Origin of the sequence: Streptomyces bottropensis ATCC 25435 (assembly GCF_000383595.1) — a bacterium.
Taxonomy (GTDB): Bacteria; Actinomycetota; Actinomycetes; order Streptomycetales; family Streptomycetaceae; genus Streptomyces; species Streptomyces bottropensis.
Genome location: NZ_KB911581.1, coordinates 6585325 through 6609202, shown reverse-complemented (window position 1 = coordinate 6609202; position 23878 = coordinate 6585325). Strand labels below are relative to the sequence as shown.

Here is a 23878-nt window from a genome sequence, read left to right as displayed (position 1 = left end):
TCCGGGCTGCAACGGCCCGGCCCGCGATGTCAGTTGTGACCGAAGCGCTTCTGCCGGCCCTTGCGGGCCATGTCGCCGGGTGTCACCTGGGTCATGCGCGTCTCGGTCTGCGACTCCAGTGAGGGCTGCTGGGTCTCCTGCCGACCACGCTCGGACTGCGGCTGCTTACGGTCCTGCTTCTTGTTCTTGGCCATGGGGATCTGCCTCCTGAAGGGGGTCTAGGGGCCAGGGCCGCGACCAGATTCACATAGCATGACAACACGCGCATTTCGGAAAATCACCGTCCGTGACCAGAGTTGTCGGACCGCGTGCCGTGTCGCGGAAGGGCGCACGGCGTGGCACACGGTGTGGCACACGGAGTGAAGACGCCACGCCGAAGATCGAGTTCCGGCCGTTAACCTCCGCGTGGTCGGGCAGACTCGAAGGAAGCCCGAAGCAAACCTCCCGGAAAGAGGGTGGATCGCGTGGACCGCTGCATCGTCCTGGTGGACGCCGGGTATCTGCTCGGCGCGGCCGCCAGCCTCCTCGCCGGGGAACCCTCCCGCTCCCGCATCACCGTCGATCACGCCGCTCTCATCCAGGGGCTGCGCGAGCGCGCCGAGGCCGACACCGAGCGGCCGTTGCTGCGCATCTACTGGTTCGACGGTGCCCCCGACCGCGTCCCGCAGCCCGAGCACCGCAGACTGCGCGTGATGCCCCGGGTGACCGTGCGGCTCGGCGCGCTGACCCGCAGCGACGGGCGGTGGGCGCAGAAGGGCGTGGACGCCGCCATGCACGCCGAACTGACCGAGCTGGCCCGCAATCGCGCCTGCTCCGACGTGGTCCTCGTGACCGGCGACGGGGATCTGCTGCCGGGCATGATGGCCGCCAAGGAGCACGGCGTCGCCGTGCATCTGTGGGCCGTGCAGGCCGCCGACGGCGACTACAACCAGTCCGAGGACCTGGTCGCCGAGGCCGACGAGCGGCGGGTCCTCGACCGGATGTGGATCACCAAGGCCGTACGGGCCAAGGACCTCGGCGGGGTCTGCGCGCCGCAGCCGGTGCCGCGCCCGGAGATCGCCGCGATCCTGTCGGCGCCGCTGCCCGAGTCGGCCCTCGCGGCCGCCACCGAACGGCCGACGGGAGAGCCCGAACACACCTCGGGGGCCGGAGCCGCGCGCAACGGGACCGAGGAACGGGCGGCCACGCACAAGGGCGTACCGACGCCGAAGGACCTGGCCGCCATGCGGGCGCCGGGGGCGCACCCCGCGCAGCACCCGGCGACGGCCACCCTGCGGTGGTCCTCCGACAAGGGCTGGGTGGACCGGCCCGGAGGCGCGGCGGAGCCGCCCGAGGCGGCGGCCATGCCGACGCTGGCGCAGCTGACGAGCGCGGAGCAGCGGTGGGCCGACCGGGAGGAGGACATCACCACGGTCGGCGGCGATCCCTTCGAGGTCGGACAGGTGTTCGCCCGGCGGTGGATGGCCCGACTCCCCGACCAGACGCATCTGCAGAAACTGTCGGGGATGTATCCGCGGGTGCCGCACCGCGTCGACGGGGAGCTGCTGCGGTACGCGGCCCGGTTCGGACTGCTGGCCCACAAGGACGACCAGATCGACGAGCACGACCGGTACGCGATCCGGGCCGGCTTCTGGCGGGAGATCGATGTGCGGACCACCTCCGGCGGTGGCGCGAGCACCTCCTGACCCGGGGTCGCGTGCGCCGGCGTTCGCGGCCGGGCGCCGGGGAGCGCGGCTCGGGTGACCCGGAGGGAAAAGGGCGCCCCGGACCCCGTAGGCTCGTCCCTCGTGAGTACGCGTACGGCACAGGCGGTCCGGCATGGTGGGGATGTCGTGTGCGCTGTGCGGGGGCTCACCAAGACGTATCCGGCGACCCGGGGGCGGCGGGGCACGCCGGGCACTCCCGAGGTGCGGGCGAACGACGCGGTGGCGCTGGAGGTCCGGCGCGGGGAGATCTTCGGTCTGCTCGGGCCCAACGGGGCGGGCAAGACCACGCTCGTACGGCAGCTGACCGGGCTGATGCGGCCCGACGACGGCACCGTCGACATCCTGGGCCACGACATCGTGCGCCATCCCGAGCGGGCCGCGCGGATCCTCGCCTACCTGGGGCAGGAGTCGACCGCCCTGGACGAGCTGACCGTGGCGCTCGCCGCGGAGACCACGGGGCGGCTGCGCGGGCTGGAGGTGCGGCGGGCGCGGGCCGAGCGGGACGCCGTGCTGGAGGAGCTGGGTCTGACCGGGCTCGCCGCACGACCGCTGAAGAAGCTGTCCGGCGGGCAGCGGCGGCTCGCCTGTTTCGCCACCGCGCTCGTCGGAGAGCGGCCCCTGCTGGTGCTCGACGAGCCGACCAGCGGCATGGACCCGGTGGCCCGGCGGGCCGTGTGGGCCGCCGTGGACCGGCGGCGGGCCCGGTCCGGCACCACCGTCCTGCTGGTCACCCACAACGTCATCGAGGCGGAGACCGTCCTCGACCGGGTCGCCGTCCTCGACCAGGGGCGGGTCATCGCCTGCGACACCCCGGCCGGGCTGAAGGAGCGGGTCGCCGGCGAGGTGCGCGTCGAGCTGGTGTGGCGGGAGAAGGCCCCGCTGGACGTGCCCGAGGTCGCCGCGCTGCGCCCGCGCGCCGTGGAGTCCGGGCGCCGCTGGACCCTCCGGCTCGCCCCCGAGGAGGCGCGCGCGGTGGTGGCCACGGTGACCGGGGGCGCCGCCTTCGTGGCGCTCGACGACTTCACCCTCGCCACGCCCAGCCTGGAGGACGTCTACCTGGCGCTCGGCGGCAGCGCGGGCAGCGCACAGGGACTGGTCAAGGGGTGAGGGACACGGGTGTGAACCGGAGAACGGCCGGCCCGGGCGTGAACGGCCGGGTGAACGGCCGGGCCGCCGTGGCCGTACGACAATGGGCGACAGCCGAAGCGCAGAGGAGCAGCTCGACGTGAGTGTCGTACCCGCCGAGATCCTGCCGGGCCAGGCCCTGGCCGCAGAGGGGCGAGTGGAGCGTGAAGCCGCCGAGCTGGGGCCTCGCGCGCGCCTGTGGCCCTCGCTGTGCGCCGTGTACCGGGCGCAGCTCTCCCGGGCGCGGGTCGCGCGGATCCCCCTGCTGTTCGTGGCCACCTTCCAGTCGATCGGGATCATGATCCTGATGCGCGGAGTGGTGGACGGCGGAGCCGAGGCGCACGCCGTGGTCGCCGGTTCGGCGGTCCTGGTCGTCGCGTTCGTCGCCCTGAACCTGCTGGCCCAGTACTTCGGGCAGCTGCGCTCCAGCGGCGGTCTCGACCACTACGCGACGCTGCCGGTGCCGCCGGCGGCGGTGGTGCTGGGCGCGGCGGGGGCGTACGCCTCCTTCACCGTGCCGGGGACCGTCGTGACCGCCGTCTTCGGCTGTGTGCTCTTCGGGCTGCCGCTGACGCACCTCTGGATGCTCGCCGCCGTGATCCCGCTCGTCGGGGCCGCGCTCGCCGGACTGGGTGCCGCGCTGGGTCTGCTCGCCCCGCGACCGGAACTCGCCACCGTCCTCGGGCAGCTCGGCATGTCGGCCGCGCTGCTGCTCGGCGTGCTGCCGGCGGGCCGGATGCCGGGCTTCATCCAGTTCGCCCGGGATCTGCTGCCCTCGACGTACGGGGTCGAGGCCCTCGCGCGGACGTTCGGGCCGAACCCGGACTGGGCGTTCGTGCTCGGGGACCTCGCCGTGTGCGCGGGGGTCGGGGTCGTCTCGCTCGCCGTCGCCACCTGGGCGTACCGGCGGGCCGCCGTCCGGTGACGCGGCGCCCGGCCGGGCCTGGCACGATGGCAGGGTGACCGCACCGTTGACTCCCCCTCCGCCGCCGCACAACCAGTCCCCGAACGACCCCTGGGGTCCGCCGCCCACCAGCGGCGGGGGCGAGGCGGAACTCTGGTACGAGCCGCAGAAGCCGGCCGGTCCCGGACTGCGGACCGAACTGATCGAGGCCGCGGTCGTCACCGTGGTCACGGCGGTGCTCGGCGGTGCGGTGCTCGGTCTGCTGTGGTGGTGGCTCGCGCCGCACGTGCCGCTCGTCTCCGACGGGTCGGCGGTCTACTTCGAGGACACCGAGGGCGAACAGGCCGTCGGGGTCGACGGGACGTTCGTGCTGCTGGCCCTGGGCGCCGGCGCGTTGTGCGCGATCGTCGTCTTCCTGCTGCGCCGGCGCGGCGGGGTGCCGCTCGTCGCGGCGCTCACCGTCGGCGGGCTGCTGGCGGGGGTGCTGGCGTGGCGGCTGGGGGTGTGGCTCGGGCCCGAGACCGATGTCGCGGCGCGGGCGAAGGAGGTCGGGCAGGGGGTGACGTTCTCCGCGCCGCTGAAGCTGGCCGCGAAGGGGGCGTTGCTGGCGTGGCCGATGGCGGCGCTGCTGGTGCATCTGTGCCTGACCGCGCTGTTCGGGCCGCGGGATCCGGAGCCGCCGTTCGAGGACGGGTACGGTACGTCTTCGCCGAGTGCGTGAGGGCACTCGGGGTGGTCGGGGCACCCCGACCACCCCGCGGAGGGGTCACGCGCGGCCGATCGGCGCGGCAACCGCCTCCGTCAGCTTCAGCAGGTCCTGAGGGGACAGCTCGACCTCCAGCCCCCGCCGCCCCGCGGAGACACAGATCGTGGCGTGACCCTCCGCGGACGCGTCCAGCACCGTACGGAGCTTCTTGCGCTGGCCGAGCGGGGAGATGCCGCCCCGGACATACCCCGTCGTGCGCTCCGCCAGAGCCGGATCCGCCATCGCCGCCCGCTTGCCGCCGACCGCCGTCGCCAGCGACTTCAGGTCCAGCGAACCCGCCACCGGCACGACCGCGACCACGAGCGCGCCGTCGACGTCCGCCACCAGGGTCTTGAACACCCGCTCGGGGGACACACCCATCGCCTCGGCCGCCTCCTCGCCGTAGGACGGATGCGCCGGATCGTGCTCGTAGGCGTGCACGGTGAACTCCACGCCCGCCGCGCTCAGGGCCACCGTCGCGGGCGTGCCGCCCGCCTGCTGCTTCTTCGACTTCTTCGCCATCGGCCTATCCGTGTGCGTCAGTTGAGGCTCGTCGGGCTCCGCGTCAGCTCCGACGCGGGCAACGACGGCAGACTACGGATGATGGCGGACTCGGCGCGCAGGAGTTTCAGCTCGTCGCGCAGCCGGGACGCCGTGTCGGGAGCCTGCAGCAGCCGCTGCTTGGCGGGCGTGTCGAGCATCATCGCGGCGGCGACCAGGTACGAGACGACGGCCGGCTCGTCCGGCAGGTCCGCACCCGTGGACAACGAGCGCTCCCGGGCGCCCGCGAGCCGCTTCTGGTACTGGCGGAACGCCCGCAGGACACCCTCCGCGAGAGCGCCCGCCTCGTCGCCCGCGTCCTCCGGCAGCTCCTCCAGATCCGCCACGAGGAACGGGCCCGAGGCGTCCACCGAGAGGATCCGCACCCGGGTGGTCCCGGTCGCGAGGACTTCGTACGTGCCGTTGTCGCGCTCCCGGATGGTCGCCGCGTCCGCGATGCAGCCCACGGAGTGGAACGCCTTGGTCGGCTCGTCGCCGAAGCCCGCGGTCGGGCCCCGGTCGGGCTGGGCCGTCGGATCAGGCATGCCGGGGGCGCTCGGCGCGACCTCGTGGCCGTCGCGGATGGCGACGACGGCGAAGCGGCGGGGTTGGTCCTCGGGGGTCTTCAGCAACTCGCGCATCATGGCGCGATAGCGCTCCTCGAAGATGTTCAGAGGTAGCACGAGCCCCGGGTACAACACCGAGTTCAGGGGGAAGAGCGGCAGCCGGACGGTGGTCACGAGGCCAGAGCCTAATGGTCGTCGGGGCGCGCGCGTTCGTCCGTACTCGTTTGGTGACCTCCGGCGGACGCTATCCTGCGGCCCGTCCCGGCCGCTCGGGCCGTGCGCGCAGCGGGATCGAGCACGCCACTTCGAGCCGTACGCCGTCCCGCAGGTGCAGGAACTGGCCCAGCGGATCGTCGGACATCCGGTCCCACGGGAAGGACGTGGCGTACGGGCCGATCATGCGCAGCTGGGCCAGCGCGTCGGGCCAGCGTTCCAGGCGGATCAGGACGTAGGTCAGCAGGTTGCGGACCTCCGCGGGCCAGGGATCGCCCGGCGCGTACTCGGCGGAGAGCGCGATCGCGCCGTCCGCCGCCTCGTCCAGCCGCGCGCGGGGGATCACGGCACCACCGCCCTCGGTGAGGTACGCCAGCGCCGCCCGGACCGGCAGGGCCCGGACGAGGGAGCCGGGCAGCGCGTCCTCGGCGGCCCGCTCGGCGAAGTCGAAGCACTCGCGGTGCGAGCACCGGGATGTGTGGGGGGTGTCCCCCCACCGAGCACAGCAGGCGGCCGAGAGGTACTTCAGGGCCGATACATGACACCCGTAGTGGTGCGGGGAGCGACGGACCGCCTCCGCCCACAGCCGCTCGAACCCGGTGTGGCCGAGGCCCGTGCCCCGGGCGTGGTCGAGCGCGATCCGCCAGGGCACCGGGTCGCGCGGCTCGCCCTCCGCGGCAGCGGCGACCAACGGACCCACTTCGCGCAGCAGTTCGACCCGGGCGGGGGAGTCCCAGCCGCGGGTCACCGCCAGCTCGGCCCTGATCAGCAGAACGTCCGGGTCGTGCGGGGCGGCCGCGTGCCAGGCCCGCAGCCACGCGTCGCGCGCGTGGGCGAAGGTGGCGAGGCGTAACGCGTACCGGTCGCGGTTCTCCCACTCGGCGGCCTCCCGGGTGGTCGCCAGCAGCTTCGCCGCCGGCGCGTACTCACCGCGGCCCGCCGCCACCAGCGCGGGTCCGAGCCGTTCGTCCGGGGCGTCGAGCAGTACCTCGTCGTCGGCGACCAGGCCGACGGCGAGCCGGGAGGTGTGACGTGCCATCCGGACGGTACGCACGAGCGCGCGCAGCGGCCCCATGACACCCCCTTGCGCTTGAACCGGCGCCGCTCCCGCGGGCCGGTGTCCTCGCCGTCGTGGTTTCGCGACCGGGAAGATCGCGACCGGTGGTTCTGCTGGCAAGACGACGGGAGGGCGAGTCCGGTTGTGTGCTGCCCAGATTAAGGTCCGGGGCATCGAGGGGCCTCCAGAGACAACCGGAGACAACGGAGGCAACCGGAGCAACCGGAGGCAACCGGAGGCAACGGGTGAGAACAGGTGTGAACGGTTGACAACCGGTGAGAACAGGGGAGAACCGGTCAGTTCCTGCTCAGGAGCCGGGTTGCGCCCGCCGCCACCGTCGTCGCGAGGATCCAGCCCAGGATGATCACCACCGCGGCCAGCCACTGCCAGCCGCCGCGCAGCTGCCAGTAGCCGACCTGGCCGAGGTCGACGATCGGCAGCAGCAGGTCCAGGGCGAACAGGGAGGGGCTCCAGTGGGGGTGCTCGCCGCTCTTCATCGGCGGATGGTCCGACTGCGAGAAGGCCAGCGAGGTCAGCGCCCACAGCACCGCCATCCACACCGCCGCCCGGCCCGGCCGGTACCCGTAGGCGACGGTCCAGTCCTGCGCGTGGCCCCAGAGCTTGGCCGCGAGCGGCAGGTTCTCCCGCCGGTGGCGCTGCTTGGCGAGGAGCACCTCGCGGGCGCCCTCGTCGTCCCCACCGGTCCGCAGCACGCTCGCCAGTCGCTCGTAGGGCTCCGGGCTGTACTCGGCGGTCGCCGCCGCCACCCACTCCAGCCGCTCGACCAGCGGGAACTGGCCACGCGGCACGAGGGTCTCGTACTGGAAACCGCCCATGTGCAGATTGCCCGGGCCGGGCCAGCTCTCCGACTTGTCGATCAGGACGCCGACGCGCGCCCCGGACAGGACGACCTTGCCGCGCTCCGGCCGGTCGCCGAGAAAGCGCAGCTCGGGCACCTGGACGCGGCGCAGCGACAGCTCCTGCTCGTCCGTGAAGGTGAAGCGGGCCCGCTCCAGGTCGACCGAGTCACCGAAGCGCCCGTCGTCCAGCCGGATCCCGCCCGTGCACTCGAACCGCTGCACGCGGGTGCCGCGCGCGGGCGTGCTGCCGCTGGTGTGCAGCGGATTGCCGATGCCGGCCGGGGTCAGGTACAGGGTGCGCTCGACGGTCAGCTGGGGCGCGTTCAGCGCGAGGCGGCCGTAGGGGTTGGCGAGACGGCTGCCGCGCAGGCTGAGCGAGGCGCCGACGGTCGCGCCGCGCAGGCTCAGCTCGCCGTGCGACTCCAGCATCTCGGCCTGGACGTCCTGGGCGACGGTCAGCCCGTCGGCGGAGAGCGAGCGGCCGTGCCGGTCGCGGTAGACGACCGCCTGGTTGAGCAGCAGATCGGTGCCGATGTGGGCGTCCGCGAGCCGCACCCCGTTGTGGAACCGGCAGCGCGGCAGATGCAGATCACCCTCCGTGTGCAGCCGGGCCGCCTCCAGCCGGGGCACCGAGCAGTCCACCAGCCGCACGGTCGTGAACCGCGCCTCCGGCACCAGGATCTCCTTCTCGAACCGGCAGCCCTTCATCTCCACGTACGGCACCACCTGGCCGCCCGCCAGCTCCAGGACGCCCTTGATCTGGACGCCGACCAGCTTCAGTGCCGAGACCCGCCCGGCCAGCGCGGGCGGCCCGTCCAGCAGCAGCCAGGCCACGATCCGCGCCCGCACGCTCCGCTCGGGCCCCCAGGGGTGGCCGCCGTGCGGGTCGTCCACGGCGACGTCCCCGTCGCGCAGGTCGTACACGCTGCCGTTGCGGAAGGCCTGCCACATGCCCGCTTCGGCGGCGGTCAGGTCGTCCGGCAGATCTCCGTCGTCCCGGATGCCGGGCCCCTCGCTCACGCCTGTTCCCTTCCCCGTCCTGCGCCCCTCGCGTGCACTCACGCGCATCCACGTGTATCGCGCAACTGTTTACGCTGGTGATGCCCGCTGGGTGACGTCCTGAACACAAGACGTGAAGGTGATCTTCCAGGTTCCCCGGCCTACCCGTATCACCCACTGGAACGCGCGGATGACGGCCGACGCGGGTCTGAGAGAATTGGGAACGTGATCTCCCGAATCGACCTGCGCGGCGACGCCCTCCCGGAGGGACCCGCCCTGCGCGACCTGCTGCCCCGAGCCGACTTCGACGTCTCGGCCGCCCTGGAGAAGGTGCGTCCGATCTGCGAGGCCGTGCATCATCGGGGCGACGCGGCGCTGATCGACTTCGCGGAGAAATTCGACGGCGTCCGTCTGACGTCCGTCCGGGTCCCGGCCGAGGTCCTCGCGCAGGCGCTGGAGCAGCTCGACCCGGCCGTCCGCGCGGCCCTGGAGGAGTCGATCCGCCGCGCCCGCATCGTCCACCGCGAGCAGCGCCGCACCACCCACACCACCCAGGTCGTCCCCGGCGGCACCGTGACCGAGAAATGGGTGCCGGTCGAGCGCGTCGGCCTGTACGCCCCCGGCGGCCGCTCGGTCTACCCCTCCTCCGTGATCATGAACGTGGTCCCGGCGCAGGAGGCCGGTGTCCCCTCGATCGCCCTCGCCTCCCCGGCGCAGGCCGAGTTCGACGGGCTCCCGCACCCCACGATCCTCGCGGCCTGCGCGCTGCTCGGCGTCGACGAGGTGTACGCGGCCGGTGGCGCCACCGCCGTCGCGATGTTCGCGTACGGCACCGAGTCCTGCCCGCCGGCCCCGATGGTCACCGGGCCGGGCAACATCTGGGTGGCCGCCGCCAAGCGGTACTTCACCGGTGTCATCGGCATCGACTCCGAGGCAGGCCCGACCGAGATCGCGGTCCTCGCGGACGACACCGCCGACCCGGTGCACGTCGCCGCCGACCTGATCAGCCAGGCCGAGCACGACCCGCTCGCGGCCGCCGTGCTCGTCACCGACTCCGTCTCCCTCGCCGACGCCGTGGAGAAGGAACTTCAGCCGCAGGTCGAGGCCACCAAGCACGTCGAGGACCGGATCCGTCCCTCGCTGGCCGGGCGGCAGTCCGCGATCGTGCTGGTCGACGGCGTCGACGAGGGCCTGCGGGTCGTCAACGCCTACGGCGCCGAACACCTGGAGATCCAGACGGCCGACGCCGCGGCGGTCGCCGAGCGGGTGGTCAACGCCGGCGCGATCTTCATCGGCCCCTGGGCGCCGGTCTCCCTGGGCGACTACGCGGCCGGCTCCAACCACGTGCTCCCCACCGGGGGCTGCGCCTGCCACTCCTCCGGTCTGTCCGTCCAGTCCTTCCTGCGCGGCATCCACATCGTCGACTACACCAAGGACGCGCTGGCCGAGGTCGCGCACCACGTGGTGACGCTGGCGGAGGCGGAGGACCTGCCCGCGCACGGCGCGGCGATCAAGGCAAGGTTCGGCTGGAAGGTGCCCGGCAAGTGAGCTTCGGAATCGACGATCTTCCCGTACGGGACGAACTGCGCGGCAAGAGCCCCTACGGCGCGCCCCAGCTCGACGTCCCCGTACGGCTGAACACCAACGAGAACCCCTACCCGCTGCCCGAGGCGCTGGTCGAGCGGATCGCCGAGCGGGTGCGGGAGGCGGCCCGCCGGCTCAACCGCTACCCGGACCGGGACGCGGTGGAGCTGCGGACGCGGCTCGCCGAGTACCTGACGAAGACGTCCGGGTACGGGGTCGAGGCGGCGAACGTCTGGGCGGCCAACGGCTCCAACGAGGTCATCCAGCAGCTTCTGCAGACCTTCGGCGGACCCGGCCGCAGTGCTATCGGCTTCGAGCCCTCGTACTCGATGCACGGCCTGATCGCGCGCGGCACGGGCACCGGCTGGATCTCCGGTCCCCGCCGCGAGGACTTCACGATCGACCTCGCCGCCGCCGAGAAGGCGATCGCCGAGCACCGGCCGGACGTCGTCTTCATCACCACCCCCAACAACCCCACCGGCAACGCGGTCTCGCGCGAGACCGTCCTCGCCCTCCACGACGCCGCGCAGGCGGCCAAGCCGTCGATGGTGGTGGTCGACGAGGCCTACGTCGAGTTCAGCCACGGCGACTCGCTGCTGTCCCTGCTCGACGGACGGCCCCACCTGGTCGTCTCGCGGACGATGTCCAAGGCCTTCGGCGCGGCCGGCCTGCGCCTCGGCTACCTCGCCGCGCACCCGGCGGTCGTCGACGCCGTCCAGCTCGTCCGGCTGCCGTACCACCTCTCCGCCGTCACCCAGGCGACCGCGCTGGCCGCCCTGGAGCACACCGACACCCTCCTCGGCTACGTCGAACAGCTGAAGGCGGAGCGGGACCGGCTCGTCGCCGAACTGCGCGCCCTCGGCTACGAGGTGACCGAGTCCGACGCGAACTTCGTGCAGTTCGGCAGGTTCGAGGACGCGCACGAGGTCTGGCGGAGCATCCTCGACAGGGGCGTCCTGGTCCGGGACAACGGTGTACCGGGATGGCTGCGGGTCACCGCCGGAACTCCCGCCGAGAACGACGCGTTCCTCGACGCGGTACGTGAACTGAAGAAGGAGCAGCACGCATGACTCGCCAAGGCCGCGTCGGCAGAATCGAACGGACGACCAAGGAGACCTCGGTCCTCGTCGAGATAGACCTCGACGGCACGGGCCGCACGGAGATCTCCACCGGGGTCGGCTTCTACGACCACATGCTCGACCAGCTCGGCCGCCACGGTCTGTTCGACCTGACCGTGAAGACCGACGGCGACCTGCACATCGACTCCCACCACACCATCGAGGACACCGCCCTCGCGCTGGGCGCCGCCTTCAAGCAGGCCCTCGGCGACAAGGTCGGCATCTACCGCTTCGGCAACTGCACGGTCCCGCTGGACGAGTCCCTCGCCCAGGTCACCGTCGACCTCTCCGGCCGCCCGTACCTCGTGCACACCGAGCCCGAGAAGATGGCGCCGATGATCGGCGAGTACGACACCACGATGACCCGGCACATCCTGGAGTCCTTCGTCGCCCAGGCCCAGATCGCGCTGCACGTGCACGTGCCGTACGGGCGCAACGCGCACCACATCGTCGAGTGCCAGTTCAAGGCGCTGGCGCGGGCCCTGCGCTACGCCTCCGAGCGTGACCCGCGCGCGGCCGGCATCCTGCCCTCCACGAAGGGCGCGCTGTGAACGGCCTGTCGACCGTCCTGATCGTCGTCGGCCTCTTCCTGGTCGGCGGGATCATCTCCTTCGTCAAGCAGGGGATGCCGAAGCAGCTCGTCGTGCTGCTCTCCGTCGGCGCCGCGATGTGTCTGGTCGCCGGTGTCATGAGGCTGGAGGTGTGGAATTGAGCGCCCCCAAGAAGGTCGTCGTCTTCGACTACGGCTTCGGCAACGTGCGCTCCGCCGAGCGCGCCCTCGCACGCACCGGTGCCGAGGTCGAGATAACGCGTGACTTCGACCGCGCCATGAACGCCGACGGGCTGCTCGTGCCGGGCGTCGGCGCCTTCGCCGCCTGCATGAAGGGGCTGAAGGAGGCGCGCGGCGACTGGATCATCGACCGCCGGCTCTCCGGCGGCCGCCCGGTGATGGGCATCTGCGTCGGCATGCAGATCCTCTTCGCACGCGGCATCGAGCACGGGGTGGAGACCGAGGGCCTCGACGAGTGGCCCGGCGCCGTCGAGCCGCTCCAGGCCGAGATCGTGCCGCACATGGGCTGGAACACCGTCGAGGCTCCGGCCGACAGCCGGCTGTTCGCCGGCCTCGACGCCGACGCCCGCTTCTACTTCGTGCACTCCTACGCCGTCCACGACTGGTCCCTGGAGACGCACAACCCCGCGCTCACCGCCCCCAGGGTCACCTGGTCCACGCACGGCAAGCCCTTCGTGGCCGCCGTGGAGAACGGCGCCCTGTGGGCCACGCAGTTCCACCCCGAGAAGTCCGGCGACGCCGGAGCGCAGCTGCTGACCAACTGGATCGGAACCCTGTAGCCATGGCAAAGCTCGAACTCCTTCCCGCCGTCGACGTCCGCGACGGCCAGGCGGTCCGGCTCGTCCACGGCGAGTCCGGCACGGAGACCTCCTACGGCTCCCCGCTCCAGGCCGCCCTCGCCTGGCAGGGCGCGGGCGCCGAGTGGCTGCACCTGGTCGACCTGGACGCCGCGTTCGGCACCGGCGACAACCGGGACCTGGTCGCCGAGGTCACCCGGGCGATGGACATCAAGGTCGAGCTGTCCGGCGGCATCCGGGACGGCGCCTCCCTGGCGAAGGCCCTGGCCACCGGCTGCACCCGGGTCAACCTGGGGACGGCCGCCCTGGAGACCCCCGAGTGGGTCGCCAAGGTCATCGCCGAGCACGGCGACAGGATCGCGGTCGGCCTCGACGTGAAGGGCACCACCCTGCGCGGTCGCGGCTGGACCCGCGACGGCGGCGACCTCTACGAGACGCTGGAGCGCCTCGACAAGGAGGGCTGCGCCCGCTACGTCGTCACGGACATCGCCAAGGACGGCACCCTGCAGGGCCCCAACCTGGAGCTGCTGCGCAACGTGTGCGCCGCGACGGACCGCCCGGTCGTGGCGTCCGGCGGCGTGTCGTCCCTCGACGACCTGCGGGCCATCGCCGAACTGGTGCCCCTCGGCGTCGAGGGTTCCATCGTCGGCAAGGCCCTGTACGCGAAAGCGTTCACCCTGGAAGAAGCACTGGAGGCCACGTCATGAAACCGGACACAACGTCATGACGTCCGAAGGCGTGCGGCGGGTGCAGAGCGGGAGTCCCTGGGAGGAGTCCATCGGTTTCGCGCGCGCCGTCGCGGCGGGTGACCGCGTCCTGGTGGCGGGCACCACGGCCTTCAGGGGCGAGGTACTGCACGGGGAGGGCGACCCGTACGAACAGGCCAAGGTCGCCTTCACCAGCGCGGTCCAGGCACTCGGCGAGTTCGGCCTCGGCGCCGAGGCCGTGATCCGCACGCGGATGTACCTGACCCACATGCGGGACGTGGAGGCCGTGGGGCGGGCCCACAAGGAGATCTTCGACCCGGTGCGTCCGGCCGCGACCCTGCTGGTCGTCGAGGGTTTCGTCGACCCGCGCATCCTCGTCGAAGTAGAGATCGAAGCATTCAGGGGCTAGGCCCTCCAGAACCCTTGTTAGGAGCCGTGGATTCATGACCCTGGCGGTCCGAGTCATCCCCTGCCTGGACGTGGACAACGGCCGGGTCGTGAAGGGCGTCAACTTCCAGAACCTGCGCGACGCGGGCGACCCCGTCGAGATGGCGAAGGTGTACGACGCCGAGGGCGCCGACGAACTGACGTTCCTGGACATCACCGCCTCGTCGGGCAACCGCGAGACGACGTACGACGTGGTGCGCCGCACCGCCGAGCAGGTGTTCATCCCGCTGACGGTCGGCGGCGGCGTCCGTACCGCCGAGGACGTGGACAAGCTGCTGCGGGCGGGCGCCGACAAGGTCGGCGTCAACACGGCGGCGATCGCCCGCCCCGACCTCATCCGCGAGATCGCCGAGCGCTTCGGCCGCCAGGTGCTGGTCCTGTCGGTCGACGCCCGCCGCACCGAGGCCGGATCCTTCGAGGTCACCACCCACGGCGGCCGCAAGGGCACCGGCATCGACGCCGTGGAGTGGGCCCACCGCGCCGCCGAACTGGGCGCCGGTGAGATCCTGCTCAACTCCATGGACGCGGACGGCACCAAGGACGGCTACGACCTGGAGATGATCACGGCCGTCCGCAAGCACGTCACCGTCCCCGTCATCGCCTCCGGCGGCGCCGGCCGGCTCGCCGACTTCGCCCCGGCCGTCGAAGCGGGTGCCGACGCCGTCCTCGCCGCCTCCGTCTTCCACTTCGGCGACCTGCGCATCGGCGAGGTCAAGAACGCGCTGCGGGGGGCGGGTCACCCGGTGCGGTGACCTCGCGCCCCGCCGGATCCCGGCCGCCCGAGGGGGGGCAGGGATCCGGCGTTCGGGATCAGGCGGTCGGGCGTCAGATGCCCAGCTGCTTCGTCTCGTGCAGCTTGGCGATCGCCTCCTTCTCACCCTCCAGTTCGACATCGGCGACCTGCTGCCGGCCGTAGAGGAACAGCAGCAGCTCCGCGGGCTCGCCGGTGACGGTGACGACCGGGGCGCCGCGGTGGGCCACCGCCGTCCGCCCGTCGGGGCGGCGCAGGACCAGGCCGGTGGGGGAGCGGCGGCCCATGAGGCGGGCCGTGCGCTCCAGACGGGACCACAGGGCGTCCTGGAAGACGTGGTCCAGCTCGCGCGGGGTCCACTCGGGACGGGCGCGGCGGATGTCCTCGGTGTGGACGTAGAACTCGATCGTGTTCGACGCCTCGTCGATCTGCTTGAGGTTGAAGGGCGAGAAACGCGGCGGACCGGTACGCACGAGCTGGATCAGCTCCTCGTACGGCTTGGCGGCGAACTCCTCCATCACCCGGTCGAGGCGCGACGCGAGCTGTTTGATGAGTATGCCCCCGGCGGCGTCCGGGCGGCGCTCGCGCACGACCACGTGCGCGGCCAGATCACGGGTCGTCCAGCCCTCGCACAGGGTGGGGGCCTCGGGGCCCGCGGTCTCCAACAGGTCGGCGAAGAGAAGCCGTTCACGCTTGGCATGGGTAGACATGACAGCCACCCTACGACCGGGGCACCCCCGCGCCCAGCGCAGGTCCGGCCGATGCGTGGCCACGGATACCCGGACGGTCGCCCGACGACCGGTCATTCGTACGACAAGAGGGTCCGGCCTGTGGACAACGGACGAGGCCGCCCGGCCCGGCGCGGCACAATGGCACGCATGACCCGCACGCCGTCCTCCAGCAGCCCCCACGGTCCCGGAGCCCCCGCCGGCCCCGGCACGCCCAGCGCGCTGGATCCCGAGATCGCCGCCCGCCTCAAGCGCGGCGTCGACGGGCTCCTGCCCGCCATCGCCCAGCAGTACGACACCGGTGAGGTGCTCATGCTCGGCTGGATGGACGACGAGGCCCTGCACCGCACGCTCACCACCGGCCGCTGCACGTACTGGTCGCGCAGCCGCCGTGAGTACTGGGTGAAGGGCGACACCTCCGGGCACTTCCAGTGGGTGAAGTCCGTCAGCCTGGACTGCGACGCCGACACCGTCCTCGTCAAGGTCGACCAGGTCGGCGCCGCCTGCCACACCGGCGCCCGCACCTGCTTCGACGAGGACGTCCTCAAGGCCGTGGAAGGCGTCGGGAGCGCCGCCGGTTCCGACGTACCGTCACTGGATCAGTAAGGTCAGCCGCCATGGACCTCGAGACGTTCCGCAAACTGGCCGGCGACCGCCGGGTCATCCCCGTCAGCCGCAAGCTCCTCGCCGACGGCGACACCCCGGTCGGGCTCTACCGCAAGCTCGCCGCCGAGCGCCCCGGCACCTTTTTGCTGGAGTCCGCGGAGAACGGCCGCTCGTGGTCTCGCTACTCCTTCGTGGGCGTCCGCAGCCACGCCACCCTCACCGCCCGCGACGGCGAGGCCCACTGGCTCGGCACCCCGCCCGTCGGCGTCCCCGTGGACGGCGACCCCCTCGCCGCCCTGCGCGCCACCATCGAGGCCCTCCACACCCCCCACCAGGAGGGCATGCCCCCCTTCACCGGCGGCATGGTCGGCTACCTGGGCTACGACATCGTGCGCCGCCTGGAGAAGATCGGCCCCGGCGGACGGGACGACCTGAAGCTGCCCGAGCTGACCATGCTGCTGACGAGCGACCTGGCGGTCATGGACCACTGGGAGGGCTCGGTCCTGCTGATCGCCAACGCCATCAACCACAACGACCTGGACACGGGCGTCGACGAGGCCCACGCCGACGCCGTCGCCCGCCTCGACGCCATGGAGGCCGACCTCACGCGGCCCGTCGCCCAGCCCCCGGCGGCCCTGCCGCCCTCGGAGCTGCCCGAGTACACCGCGCTGTGGGGCGGCCCCGACTTCCAGACGGCCGTCGAGGACATCAAGGAGCGCATCCGGGCCGGCGAGGCCTTCCAGGTCGTCCCCTCCCAGCGCTTCGAGACCCCGTGCACGGCAAGCGCGTTGGACGTCTACCGCGTCCTGCGGGCGACCAACCCGTCCCCGTACATGTACCTGTTCCGCTTCGACGGCTTCGACGTCGTCGGTTCCTCCCCCGAGGCCCTGGTCAAGGTCGAGGACGGACAGGCCATGGTCCACCCCATCGCCGGCACCCGGCACCGGGGGGCGACCCCGCAGGAGGACCAGGCCCTCGCCGACGAACTGCTCGCCGATCCCAAGGAGCGCGCCGAGCACCTGATGCTCGTCGACCTGGGCCGCAACGACCTGGGCCGGGTCTGCGAGCCGGGCTCGGTCGAGGTCGTCGACTTCATGTCCGTCGAGCGGTACTCCCACGTCATGCACATCGTGTCCACCGTCACCGGCCGGGTCGCGGCGGGCCGTACCGCCTTCGACGTCCTGACCGCCTGCTTCCCCGCCGGCACCCTCTCCGGCGCCCCCAAGCCGCGCGCGATGCAGATCATCGACGAGCTGGAACCCTCCCGCCGGGGCCTGTACGGCGGCTGCGTCGGCTATCTCGACTTCGCGGGCGACTCCGACACCGCCATCGCCATCCGCACGGCACTGCTGCGCGACGGCACGGCCTACGTCCAGGCCGGCGCCGGCATCGTCGCCGACTCCGACCCCCTCGCGGAGGACACCGAGTGCCGCAACAAGGCGGCGGCGGTCCTGCGCGCGGTGCACACGGCCAACCGGTTGGGAGAGTAGGGCGCTTCTCACGTGCGCCCCGGGTGACGCTCCACCCGGGGGGCAGGCGATAGTGGAGTACGTGACCGCAGCACCAGACCACCCCCGTTCCGAACCCGCGTCCGTCCGTGCCGGCCGGCGCAGTCTCGCCCTGGCGCTGCTCAGCGGTGCCCTCGGCGCGGCCGTCGCGCTGCTCGCCAGCCGACAGCGCTGGTCGGAGGGCACCATCTCGCTGGCGGGCGGCGACTTCCCGCTGACCGCCCAGGGCAGCGATGTCACGGGCGTGCCGGCAGCGCTCGCGGTGGTGGGTCTCGCCGCGCTCGTCGCCGTATTCGCCGTACGCCGGTCCGGGCGCGTCCTGGTCGCCGCGCTGCTCGCCCTCTCCGGGGCGGGCATCATCGCCGCCGCGCTGCTCGGCGCCCGGGACGGCACCGCGCTCGACGGCAAGGCGGCCGAGGCCTCCGGTGACACCGCCGCGACCGTCGACGCGCTCAGCCACACCGGCTGGCCGTACGTCGCGGCCGCCGGTGGCGCGCTCATCCTGCTCGCCGGGCTGCTCGCGCTGCGCTACGGACGGCAGTGGCCCGCGATGTCCGGCCGCTACGAACGCGACGGCACGCCCCGGCCGCGCAAGGTCCGTCCGGTCGACCCCGACCGGCCCGAGGACATGTGGAAGGCCCTGGACCGGGGCGAGGATCCCACGGGGCCCGGCCCGGCCTGAGGCGCCGAGCCGCACGGAGCCGGGAACGTGAGAGTGGACACCCCCGCTCATGGCACCCGTACCCGTACGGAACAATGGACGACGAGCGTCCGACTCAGCACAGGCATCGAGCGTCACGCATCGAGCACGACGCAATGAACAACGAGGAGCAAGTCATGGCGGGCAGCAGCCACGGTCACACCCCGGCCGCCTGGACCGGCGTCACCATCGCCTTCATCGGTTTCTGCGTCTCGGGCGCCTACATGGTGATGGCCCAGCCGCTGGGATTCTGGGCCGGCATGGTCATCGTCGTCCTCGGCGGCGTCGTCGGCATGGTCATGCGCGCCATGGGCATGGGCCAGCCGAAGGACGCGCACGCCGCGTACGAGACGGCGGCGGTCCGCGCGCAGAGCGTGACCACCCCCGAGCCGGCCGGCGCCAAGGGCTGACCCCCGCCGGAGGGACGGTCCCGTGTCACCGCGGGCCGTCCCTCCGGCGCGCGTACGGCCCGCGCGGGGCACAATGCGGTGTGTGAACGCCGACACCCAGCCGACCGCGCCACCGCCGCGCGTCCACGGCGCCGAGCCGGTCGATGCGACCGTCGCGACCGGCGGCCCTCCTCGGACCACCGGACGCACGCTCCGCGCGCTCGCGGTGCCCGCCGGGGTGCTCGCGGCCGTCGGCGGGGCCTTCGCGTACGTGGCGGCCGTGGACCCCAACGAACCCGGCCACTACCCGGTGTGTCCGCTGTGGCGCTTGACCGGCCTGTACTGCCCCGGCTGCGGCGGTCTGCGCAGCGCGCACGCCTTCGCGCACGGCGACCTCGCGACCGCCCTCACCGACAACGCGCTGGCCGTGGCGGGTTTCCTGGGCTTCGCGGTGCTGTGGACCGTATGGGTGGTCCGTACCGCGCGCGGACGATCCCTGCGCCTGCGCCTCGGGCCCGTGCAGATGTGGTCGCTCGGCGCGTCGGCGCTGGTCTTCACGGTTGTCCGGAACCTGCCGTTCGGTGGCTGGCTCCATCCTTGATCAAATGGTGAACGTCCAGGTAGTGGGACCGCCGTCAACCGGATGCGAGGCCTACGCCCTCCTGCGGATACCATCACAGTGAACTGCCCGAACCATGAGAACCGCTCGACTGTCAATGCGTGACGGTCAAACGTTGTCACCGATTTCCACCGTCTGAAAGGGGGCCGCTCGCGTGAGTGTGCTCGACGAGATCATCGACGGAGTCCGTGCCGACCTCGCGGAACGGCAGGCGCGCGTCAGCCTCGACGAGCTCAAGGAGCGCGTGGCGAAGGCTCCTGCGGCCAAGGACGGCGCGGCCGCCCTCCGCGGCGACGGCGTCAAGGTGATCTGCGAGGTCAAGCGGTCCAGCCCCTCCAAGGGCGCGCTCGCCGCCATCGCCGACCCGGCCGGTCTCGCGGCCGACTACGAGGCGGGTGGCGCGGCGATCATCTCCGTCCTCACCGAACAGCGCCGCTTCGGCGGCTCGCTGGCCGACCTGGAGGCCGTCCGCGCGCGCGTGGACATCCCCGTCCTGCGCAAGGACTTCATCGTCACCTCGTACCAGCTGTGGGAGGCGCGGGCGTACGGCGCCGATGTCGTGCTGCTGATCGTCGCCGCCCTCGACCAGCCGGCGCTGGAGTCGCTGATCGAGCGTGCCGAGTCCATCGGGCTCACCCCGCTCGTCGAGGTCCACGACGAGGACGAGGTCGAACGCGCGGTCGATGCCGGTGCCCGGGTGATCGGGGTCAACGCCCGCAACCTCAAGACCCTGGAGGTCGACCGCACCACCTTCGAGCGGGTCGCCCCCGAGATCCCCGACTCCCTCATCAAGATCGCCGAGTCCGGCGTCCGGGGCCCGCACGACCTCATCGCCTACGCCAACGCCGGCGCCGACGCCGTCCTCGTGGGCGAGTCCCTCGTCACCGGCAAGGACCCCAAGACCGCCGTCGCCGACCTCGTCGCCGCCGGCGAGCACCCGGCGCTGCGGCACGGGCGGGGCTGACCCCGCCATGACCGACCGCGCCTTCGCCGCCGACCGGCCGGGACCCGTCCCGGCCGGGGCGCCGGGGTGCGGGGGAGCCTCCGTATCGGCCGAGGTCACCCACACGGGTGAGCCGGGGCCGGTAGGCTGTGCCCCGATGTTCTCGATCTCCATGACGACCAGGGACCCCTACGCCCGCCTCGCGCGCGGGTGCCGTCCCCGTGGCTGCCGGGCACCCGCCCGCCGGGTCCACGGGCGCCGGGTCCGGTACGTCATCGGTGACGAGCCGGGTCAGGTGAACGGCATGCGATGGCCCCGGTCACGTGCGCGCCGATGCCCTGCGGGCAGCTGAGCCGCGTCCGCCTTCCCTGACCGCCGGGTGTTCTCGCCCCGACGGTCGCCGAGGGCGCTTCCGGTCGGTTTCGGCACCGCCGAACGACACCGTCGTGGTCGCTCGCCGTCGTGGTCGCTCGCCGTCGTGGCGGGTGAAACCCGCGGCGGCGGGTCGACGGCGCCGGGGGCGGCGCGCGTACGTGATCACCGCGAGTCGTTGCGAGTCATAGTCCGGCCAACTTCGGGCCCATGCCCCTGCGAGGTATCCGCATGTCCAGTGAGTTCTTCATTCCCGACCCCGAGGGTCAGGTTCCCAGCGCCGAGGGGTATTTCGGCGCGTTCGGCGGCAAGTTCATCCCGGAGGCGCTGGTCGCCGCCGTGGACGAGGTCGCCGTGGAGTACGACAAGGCCAAGCACGACCCCGAGTTCGCGCGCGAGCTCGACGACCTGCTCGTGCACTACACCGGGCGGCCCAGTTCGCTCACCGAGGTGCCGAGGTTCGCCGAGCACGCCGGCGGAGCGCGGGTGTTCCTCAAGCGCGAGGACCTGAACCACACCGGGTCACACAAGATCAACAACGTGCTCGGGCAGGCCCTGCTCACCCGGCGCATGGGCAAGACCCGGGTCATCGCCGAGACGGGAGCGGGCCAGCACGGCGTCGCCACCGCCACGGCCTGCGCGCTCTTCGGGCTCGACTGCACGATCTACATGGGCGAGATCGACACCCAGCGGCAGGCCCTCAACGTCGCCCGCATGCGCATGCTGGGCGCCGAGGTCATCGCCGTGAAATCCGGCTCGCGGACCCTCAAGGACGCCATCAACGAGGCGTTCCGGGACTGGGTCGCCAACGTCGACCGCACCCACTACCTGTTCGGAACGGTCGCCGGCCCCCACCCCTTCCCCGCCATGGTCCGTGACTTCCACCGTGTCATCGGGGTCGAGGCGCGGCGCCAGATCCTCGAACGCGCCGGACGACTGCCGGATGCCGCCGTGGCCTGCGTCGGCGGCGGGTCCAACGCCATCGGACTCTTCCACGCCTTCATCCCCGACGCCGGCGTACGCCTCGTCGGCTGCGAACCCGCCGGCCACGGCATCGAGACCGGCGAGCACGCGGCGACGCTCACCGCCGGTGAACCCGGCATCCTGCACGGCTCGCGCTCGTACGTCCTCCAGGACGAGGAGGGCCAGATCACCGAGCCGTACTCGATCTCGGCCGGCCTCGACTACCCGGGCATCGGCCCCGAGCACGCGTACCTCAAGGACAGCGGCCGGGGCGAGTACCGCGCGGTCACCGACGACGCGGCCATGCAGGCGCTGCGTCTGCTGTCGCGCACCGAGGGCATCATCCCGGCGATCGAGAGCGCCCACGCGCTCGCCGGCGCCCTGGAGGTCGGCAGGGAACTGGGCAAGGACGGGCTGATCGTCGTCAACCTGTCCGGGCGCGGCGACAAGGACATGGACACGGCCGCGCGCTACTTCGGCCTGTACGACACCGACGCCGAGGTCGCGGCCGACGCGGCCGATCTCGCCGAGATCGAGGGGGACGCCAAGTGAGCGGCAACATCCAGCTGTTGAGCGACACCCTCGCCGCCGCCAAGGCGGAGGGCCGGTCCGCGCTCATCGCCTATCTGCCGGCCGGGTTCCCGACCGTCGACGGCGGCATCGCCGCCATCAAGGCCGTCTTCGAGGGCGGCGCCGACGTCGTCGAGGTCGGGCTGCCGCACAGCGACCCGGTCCTCGACGGACCCGTCATCCAGACCGCCGACGACATCGCCCTGCGCGGCGGCGTCAAGATCGCCGACGTGATGCGGACGGTCCGGGAGGCCTTCGAGGCCACCGGGAAGCCCGTCCTCGTCATGACGTACTGGAACCCCATCGACCGCTACGGCGTCGAGCGCTTCACGGCCGAGCTGGCGGAGGCGGGCGGCGCGGGCTGCATCCTGCCCGACCTGCCCGTCCAGGAGTCGGCGCTGTGGAGGGAGCACGCCGCGAAGCACGGGCTCGGCACGGTCTTCGTCGTCGCGCCCAGCAGCAGGGACGCGCGGCTCGCCGAGATCACCGCGGCGGGCAGCGGCTTCGTCTACGCCGCCTCGCTGATGGGGGTCACGGGTACCCGGGCGTCGGTCGGCGCGCAGGCCCAGGACCTGGTGGAACGCACCCGGGCCACGGGCTCGGGCCTGCCGGTCTGCGTCGGGCTCGGCGTCTCCGACGCCGAGCAGGCCGCCGAGGTCGCCGGGTTCGCCGATGGCGTGATCGTCGGCTCCGCGTTCGTGAAGCGGATGCTGGACGCTCCCGACGAGGCGGCCGGTCTGGACGCCGTGCGCGAGCTGGCGGGCGACCTCGCGAAGGGCGTACGCCGGGGCGCGTGACGTTCACCCGTTTGTCGTACGGGGCCGACCGGACGTAACGGGCAGAACGCTCACTCGAACGGGTGGAAGTGGGACCGGGGAGGCGCGGTGCGCCTCCCCGGTTCGTTCTGCGGGATGTGAGCGAGAAGAACCGTGAGGGAAAGCGCACCGCCCGGGAACGGCTGGCGGAGGAGCGCGAGAAGCAGAAGACCGCCGAGAAGCGCCGCAAGGTCCTGATCGTGGGTGCCTCGGTGCTGGGCGTGCTGGGCCTGGCCGCCGTGATCGGCGTCGTGGCGGCGAACGCGGGCAAGGACGACGCCGACAGCGCGGGCCCGGTCGTGGCCCCCTCGGGGGCCAACGGCGAGGACAGCCTCGCGATCCCCGTCGGGGACCCCGGCGCGAAGTCGACCCTCTCGGTGTGGGAGGACTTCCGCTGCCCGGCCTGCAAGTCCTTCGAGGACGCCTACCGCTCCACGATCCACGAGCTGACCGAGGCCGGAAAGCTGAAGGTCGAGTACCACCTCGCCACCCTGATCGACGGGAACATGGGCGGCAGCGGCTCCCGCAAGGCCGCCAACGCCGCCGCCTGCGCACAGAACGAGGGCAGCTTCCCGGCCTACCACGACGTGCTCTACGAGAACCAGCCGCCCGAGACGAACGACGACTTCGCCGACGAGACCAAGCTCCTCGACCTGGCGAAGAAGGTGGACGGACTGGACACCGCGCCCTTCCGCACCTGCGTCGAGGACGGCAAGCACAACAGCTGGGTCGCCAAGTCGAACGAGGCGTTCCAGAAGGGCGGTTTCTCCGGCACGCCGAGCGTCTTCCTCAACGGCACCAACATCTACGCGGACCAGTCCATGACCCCCGCCAAGCTGAAGCAGATGGTGGAGGCGAGGGCAAAAGGGTGAGAGCGGCGTGTGAGCCGAGGGGCTGCCGGGGGCGGTGAGGCGTCGCGCCAGAGGTGACACGGCGTTATGGACCCGTTGCCGGGCCGCCCGCCGTCGGCCGGGC

The 23878-nt window shown here is 72.4% G+C and carries 28 protein-coding genes; 22 read left to right on the top strand and 6 right to left on the bottom strand.

The genetic code is table 11. From position 1 onward, the window contains the following. Nucleotides 1-29 precede the first annotated feature (29 nt). Nucleotides 30-194, bottom strand: coding sequence for a hypothetical protein (locus tag STRBO_RS43955; RefSeq protein ID WP_005478180.1), 165 nt, complete (start codon nt 192-194; stop codon nt 30-32). Nucleotides 195-464: 270 nt separating this feature from the next. Between STRBO_RS43955 and STRBO_RS0129480 the strand changes: the two genes are divergently transcribed. The 4 genes from STRBO_RS0129480 to STRBO_RS0129465 all read left to right on the top strand — a co-directional run bounded on the left by STRBO_RS0129480 (nt 465) and on the right by STRBO_RS0129465 (nt 4456). Then, nucleotides 465-1685 (top strand): NYN domain-containing protein, encoded by a 1221-nt coding sequence (locus STRBO_RS0129480; protein WP_005478176.1) that lies wholly within the window; start codon nt 465-467, stop codon nt 1683-1685. A 102-nt stretch (nt 1686-1787) separates the two neighbouring features. Continuing rightward, nucleotides 1788-2813, top strand: a complete 1026-nt coding sequence (locus STRBO_RS0129475) for an ABC transporter ATP-binding protein (protein ID WP_005478174.1) — start codon at nt 1788-1790, stop codon at nt 2811-2813. Between the two features lie 82 nt (nt 2814-2895). Continuing rightward, nucleotides 2896-3756 carry an ABC transporter permease gene (locus STRBO_RS0129470; RefSeq protein ID WP_005478170.1) on the top strand — a complete coding sequence of 287 codons (861 nt, stop codon included), beginning with the start codon at nt 2896-2898 and terminating at the stop codon, nt 3754-3756. A 34-nt stretch (nt 3757-3790) separates the two neighbouring features. Then, nucleotides 3791-4456 (top strand): hypothetical protein, encoded by a 666-nt coding sequence (locus STRBO_RS0129465; RefSeq protein ID WP_005478168.1) that lies wholly within the window; start codon nt 3791-3793, stop codon nt 4454-4456. A gap of 45 nt (nt 4457-4501) precedes the next feature. Here STRBO_RS0129465 and ybaK read toward each other — a convergent pair whose 3' ends face one another. The 4 genes from ybaK to STRBO_RS0129445 all read right to left on the bottom strand — a co-directional run bounded on the left by ybaK (nt 4502) and on the right by STRBO_RS0129445 (nt 8736). After that, the gene (ybaK, locus tag STRBO_RS0129460) at nt 4502-5002 is read right to left on the bottom strand and encodes a Cys-tRNA(Pro) deacylase (protein ID WP_005478166.1); all 501 of its coding nucleotides are present in this window, start codon (nt 5000-5002) and stop codon (nt 4502-4504) included. Nucleotides 5003-5019: 17 nt separating this feature from the next. Next, nucleotides 5020-5760: an LON peptidase substrate-binding domain-containing protein gene (locus STRBO_RS0129455; RefSeq protein WP_005478163.1), complete on the bottom strand. Its 741-nt coding sequence runs from the start codon at nt 5758-5760 to the stop codon at nt 5020-5022. A gap of 70 nt (nt 5761-5830) precedes the next feature. After that, nucleotides 5831-6874: a hypothetical protein gene (locus STRBO_RS0129450; protein WP_005478162.1), complete on the bottom strand. Its 1044-nt coding sequence runs from the start codon at nt 6872-6874 to the stop codon at nt 5831-5833. Nucleotides 6875-7152: 278 nt separating this feature from the next. Beyond that, nucleotides 7153-8736 carry a hypothetical protein gene (locus STRBO_RS0129445; RefSeq protein WP_005478160.1) on the bottom strand — a complete coding sequence of 528 codons (1584 nt, stop codon included), beginning with the start codon at nt 8734-8736 and terminating at the stop codon, nt 7153-7155. Nucleotides 8737-8940: 204 nt separating this feature from the next. Here STRBO_RS0129445 and hisD point away from each other — a divergent pair, with 204 nt between their 5' ends. The 8 genes from hisD to hisF are packed head-to-tail and all read left to right on the top strand — an operon-like array spanning nt 8941 to nt 14691. Further along, nucleotides 8941-10263, top strand: a complete 1323-nt coding sequence (gene hisD, locus STRBO_RS0129440) for a histidinol dehydrogenase (protein WP_005478158.1) — start codon at nt 8941-8943, stop codon at nt 10261-10263. Next, nucleotides 10260-11369: a histidinol-phosphate transaminase gene (locus STRBO_RS0129435; RefSeq protein ID WP_005478156.1), complete on the top strand. Its 1110-nt coding sequence runs from the start codon at nt 10260-10262 to the stop codon at nt 11367-11369. The genes hisD and STRBO_RS0129435 overlap by 4 nt, the downstream gene beginning before the upstream one ends. Beyond that, nucleotides 11366-11968, top strand: coding sequence for an imidazoleglycerol-phosphate dehydratase HisB (gene hisB, locus STRBO_RS0129430; protein WP_005478155.1), 603 nt, complete (start codon nt 11366-11368; stop codon nt 11966-11968). The genes STRBO_RS0129435 and hisB overlap by 4 nt, the downstream gene beginning before the upstream one ends. Then, nucleotides 11965-12129, top strand: coding sequence for a hypothetical protein (locus STRBO_RS43950; RefSeq protein WP_005478154.1), 165 nt, complete (start codon nt 11965-11967; stop codon nt 12127-12129). The genes hisB and STRBO_RS43950 overlap by 4 nt, the downstream gene beginning before the upstream one ends. Beyond that, entirely contained in the window at nt 12126-12767 is a 642-nt protein-coding gene (gene hisH / locus STRBO_RS0129420; protein WP_020115243.1) for an imidazole glycerol phosphate synthase subunit HisH, read from the top strand. The genes STRBO_RS43950 and hisH overlap by 4 nt, the downstream gene beginning before the upstream one ends. Nucleotides 12768-12769: 2 nt before the next feature. After that, nucleotides 12770-13492 (top strand): bifunctional 1-(5-phosphoribosyl)-5-((5-phosphoribosylamino)methylideneamino)imidazole-4-carboxamide isomerase/phosphoribosylanthranilate isomerase PriA, encoded by a 723-nt coding sequence (gene priA, locus STRBO_RS0129415; protein ID WP_005478150.1) that lies wholly within the window; start codon nt 12770-12772, stop codon nt 13490-13492. A 16-nt stretch (nt 13493-13508) separates the two neighbouring features. Further along, on the top strand, nt 13509-13901 hold the full coding sequence (locus STRBO_RS0129410) for a RidA family protein (protein WP_005478148.1): 393 nt from the start codon (nt 13509-13511) through the stop codon (nt 13899-13901). 34 nt (nt 13902-13935) lie between these two features. Then, nucleotides 13936-14691 carry an imidazole glycerol phosphate synthase subunit HisF gene (gene hisF / locus STRBO_RS0129405; protein ID WP_005478147.1) on the top strand — a complete coding sequence of 252 codons (756 nt, stop codon included), beginning with the start codon at nt 13936-13938 and terminating at the stop codon, nt 14689-14691. 73 nt (nt 14692-14764) lie between these two features. On the opposite strand, the gene STRBO_RS0129400 is transcribed toward hisF, so the two are convergent. Continuing rightward, nucleotides 14765-15400 (bottom strand): TIGR03085 family metal-binding protein, encoded by a 636-nt coding sequence (locus tag STRBO_RS0129400; protein ID WP_020115242.1) that lies wholly within the window; start codon nt 15398-15400, stop codon nt 14765-14767. A 168-nt stretch (nt 15401-15568) separates the two neighbouring features. On the opposite strand from STRBO_RS0129400, the gene hisI reads away from it, so the two are divergent. The 10 genes from hisI (at nt 15569) to STRBO_RS0129355 (ending at nt 23775) form a co-directional block, all read left to right on the top strand. Then, complete coding sequence (gene hisI, locus STRBO_RS0129395) at nt 15569-16024, top strand: phosphoribosyl-AMP cyclohydrolase (RefSeq protein WP_005478142.1); 456 nt, start codon at nt 15569-15571, stop codon at nt 16022-16024. Nucleotides 16025-16035: 11 nt separating this feature from the next. Beyond that, the gene (locus tag STRBO_RS0129390) at nt 16036-17514 is read left to right on the top strand and encodes an anthranilate synthase component I (RefSeq protein WP_005478140.1); all 1479 of its coding nucleotides are present in this window, start codon (nt 16036-16038) and stop codon (nt 17512-17514) included. Nucleotides 17515-17566: 52 nt separating this feature from the next. Then, on the top strand, nt 17567-18214 hold the full coding sequence (locus tag STRBO_RS0129385) for a TIGR02234 family membrane protein (protein WP_005478139.1): 648 nt from the start codon (nt 17567-17569) through the stop codon (nt 18212-18214). Nucleotides 18215-18369: 155 nt separating this feature from the next. Beyond that, a complete protein-coding gene (locus tag STRBO_RS0129380; protein WP_028796906.1) occupies nt 18370-18642 on the top strand; it encodes an HGxxPAAW family protein in 273 nt (90 codons plus the stop codon). A gap of 73 nt (nt 18643-18715) precedes the next feature. Further along, a complete protein-coding gene (locus STRBO_RS0129375) occupies nt 18716-19222 on the top strand; it encodes a DUF2752 domain-containing protein (protein ID WP_005478135.1) in 507 nt (168 codons plus the stop codon). A 172-nt stretch (nt 19223-19394) separates the two neighbouring features. Further along, nucleotides 19395-20204 carry an indole-3-glycerol phosphate synthase TrpC gene (trpC, locus tag STRBO_RS0129370; RefSeq protein ID WP_020665626.1) on the top strand — a complete coding sequence of 270 codons (810 nt, stop codon included), beginning with the start codon at nt 19395-19397 and terminating at the stop codon, nt 20202-20204. A 7-nt stretch (nt 20205-20211) separates the two neighbouring features. Next, entirely contained in the window at nt 20212-20535 is a 324-nt protein-coding gene (gene trpM / locus STRBO_RS46090; RefSeq protein ID WP_005478131.1) for a tryptophan biosynthesis modulator TrpM, read from the top strand. A 251-nt stretch (nt 20536-20786) separates the two neighbouring features. After that, nucleotides 20787-22070, top strand: a complete 1284-nt coding sequence (gene trpB, locus STRBO_RS0129365; RefSeq protein WP_020115239.1) for a tryptophan synthase subunit beta — start codon at nt 20787-20789, stop codon at nt 22068-22070. Further along, nucleotides 22067-22885 carry a tryptophan synthase subunit alpha gene (gene trpA / locus STRBO_RS0129360; protein ID WP_005478127.1) on the top strand — a complete coding sequence of 273 codons (819 nt, stop codon included), beginning with the start codon at nt 22067-22069 and terminating at the stop codon, nt 22883-22885. The genes trpB and trpA overlap by 4 nt, the downstream gene beginning before the upstream one ends. A gap of 116 nt (nt 22886-23001) precedes the next feature. Further along, nucleotides 23002-23775: a DsbA family protein gene (locus STRBO_RS0129355; protein WP_005478126.1), complete on the top strand. Its 774-nt coding sequence runs from the start codon at nt 23002-23004 to the stop codon at nt 23773-23775. The last annotated feature ends 103 nt before the right edge of the window (nt 23776-23878 follow it).

What these genes read in the sequence shown, in the direction of transcription:
- STRBO_RS0129400 (WP_020115242.1), bottom strand. Translation starts at nt 15,400, where the DNA reads ATGTCTACCCATGCCAAGCGTGAACGGCTTCTCTTCGCCGACCTGTTG.
- hisF (WP_005478147.1), top strand. Translation starts at nt 13,936, where the DNA reads ATGACCCTGGCGGTCCGAGTCATCCCCTGCCTGGACGTGGACAACGGC.
- hisI (WP_005478142.1), top strand. Translation starts at nt 15,569, where the DNA reads ATGACCCGCACGCCGTCCTCCAGCAGCCCCCACGGTCCCGGAGCCCCC.
- hisB (WP_005478155.1), top strand. Translation starts at nt 11,366, where the DNA reads ATGACTCGCCAAGGCCGCGTCGGCAGAATCGAACGGACGACCAAGGAG.
- STRBO_RS0129450 (WP_005478162.1), bottom strand. Translation starts at nt 6,874, where the DNA reads ATGGGGCCGCTGCGCGCGCTCGTGCGTACCGTCCGGATGGCACGTCAC.
- STRBO_RS0129380 (WP_028796906.1), top strand. Translation starts at nt 18,370, where the DNA reads ATGGCGGGCAGCAGCCACGGTCACACCCCGGCCGCCTGGACCGGCGTC.
- STRBO_RS0129390 (WP_005478140.1), top strand. Translation starts at nt 16,036, where the DNA reads ATGGACCTCGAGACGTTCCGCAAACTGGCCGGCGACCGCCGGGTCATC.
- ybaK (WP_005478166.1), bottom strand. Translation starts at nt 5,002, where the DNA reads ATGGCGAAGAAGTCGAAGAAGCAGCAGGCGGGCGGCACGCCCGCGACG.
- STRBO_RS43955 (WP_005478180.1), bottom strand. Translation starts at nt 194, where the DNA reads ATGGCCAAGAACAAGAAGCAGGACCGTAAGCAGCCGCAGTCCGAGCGT.
- trpB (WP_020115239.1), top strand. Translation starts at nt 20,787, where the DNA reads ATGTCCAGTGAGTTCTTCATTCCCGACCCCGAGGGTCAGGTTCCCAGC.
- STRBO_RS0129410 (WP_005478148.1), top strand. Translation starts at nt 13,509, where the DNA reads ATGACGTCCGAAGGCGTGCGGCGGGTGCAGAGCGGGAGTCCCTGGGAG.
- trpM (WP_005478131.1), top strand. Translation starts at nt 20,212, where the DNA reads ATGACCGACCGCGCCTTCGCCGCCGACCGGCCGGGACCCGTCCCGGCC.
- priA (WP_005478150.1), top strand. Translation starts at nt 12,770, where the DNA reads ATGGCAAAGCTCGAACTCCTTCCCGCCGTCGACGTCCGCGACGGCCAG.
- STRBO_RS0129470 (WP_005478170.1), top strand. Translation starts at nt 2,896, where the DNA reads ATGGGCGACAGCCGAAGCGCAGAGGAGCAGCTCGACGTGAGTGTCGTA.
- STRBO_RS0129375 (WP_005478135.1), top strand. Translation starts at nt 18,716, where the DNA reads ATGCGGTGTGTGAACGCCGACACCCAGCCGACCGCGCCACCGCCGCGC.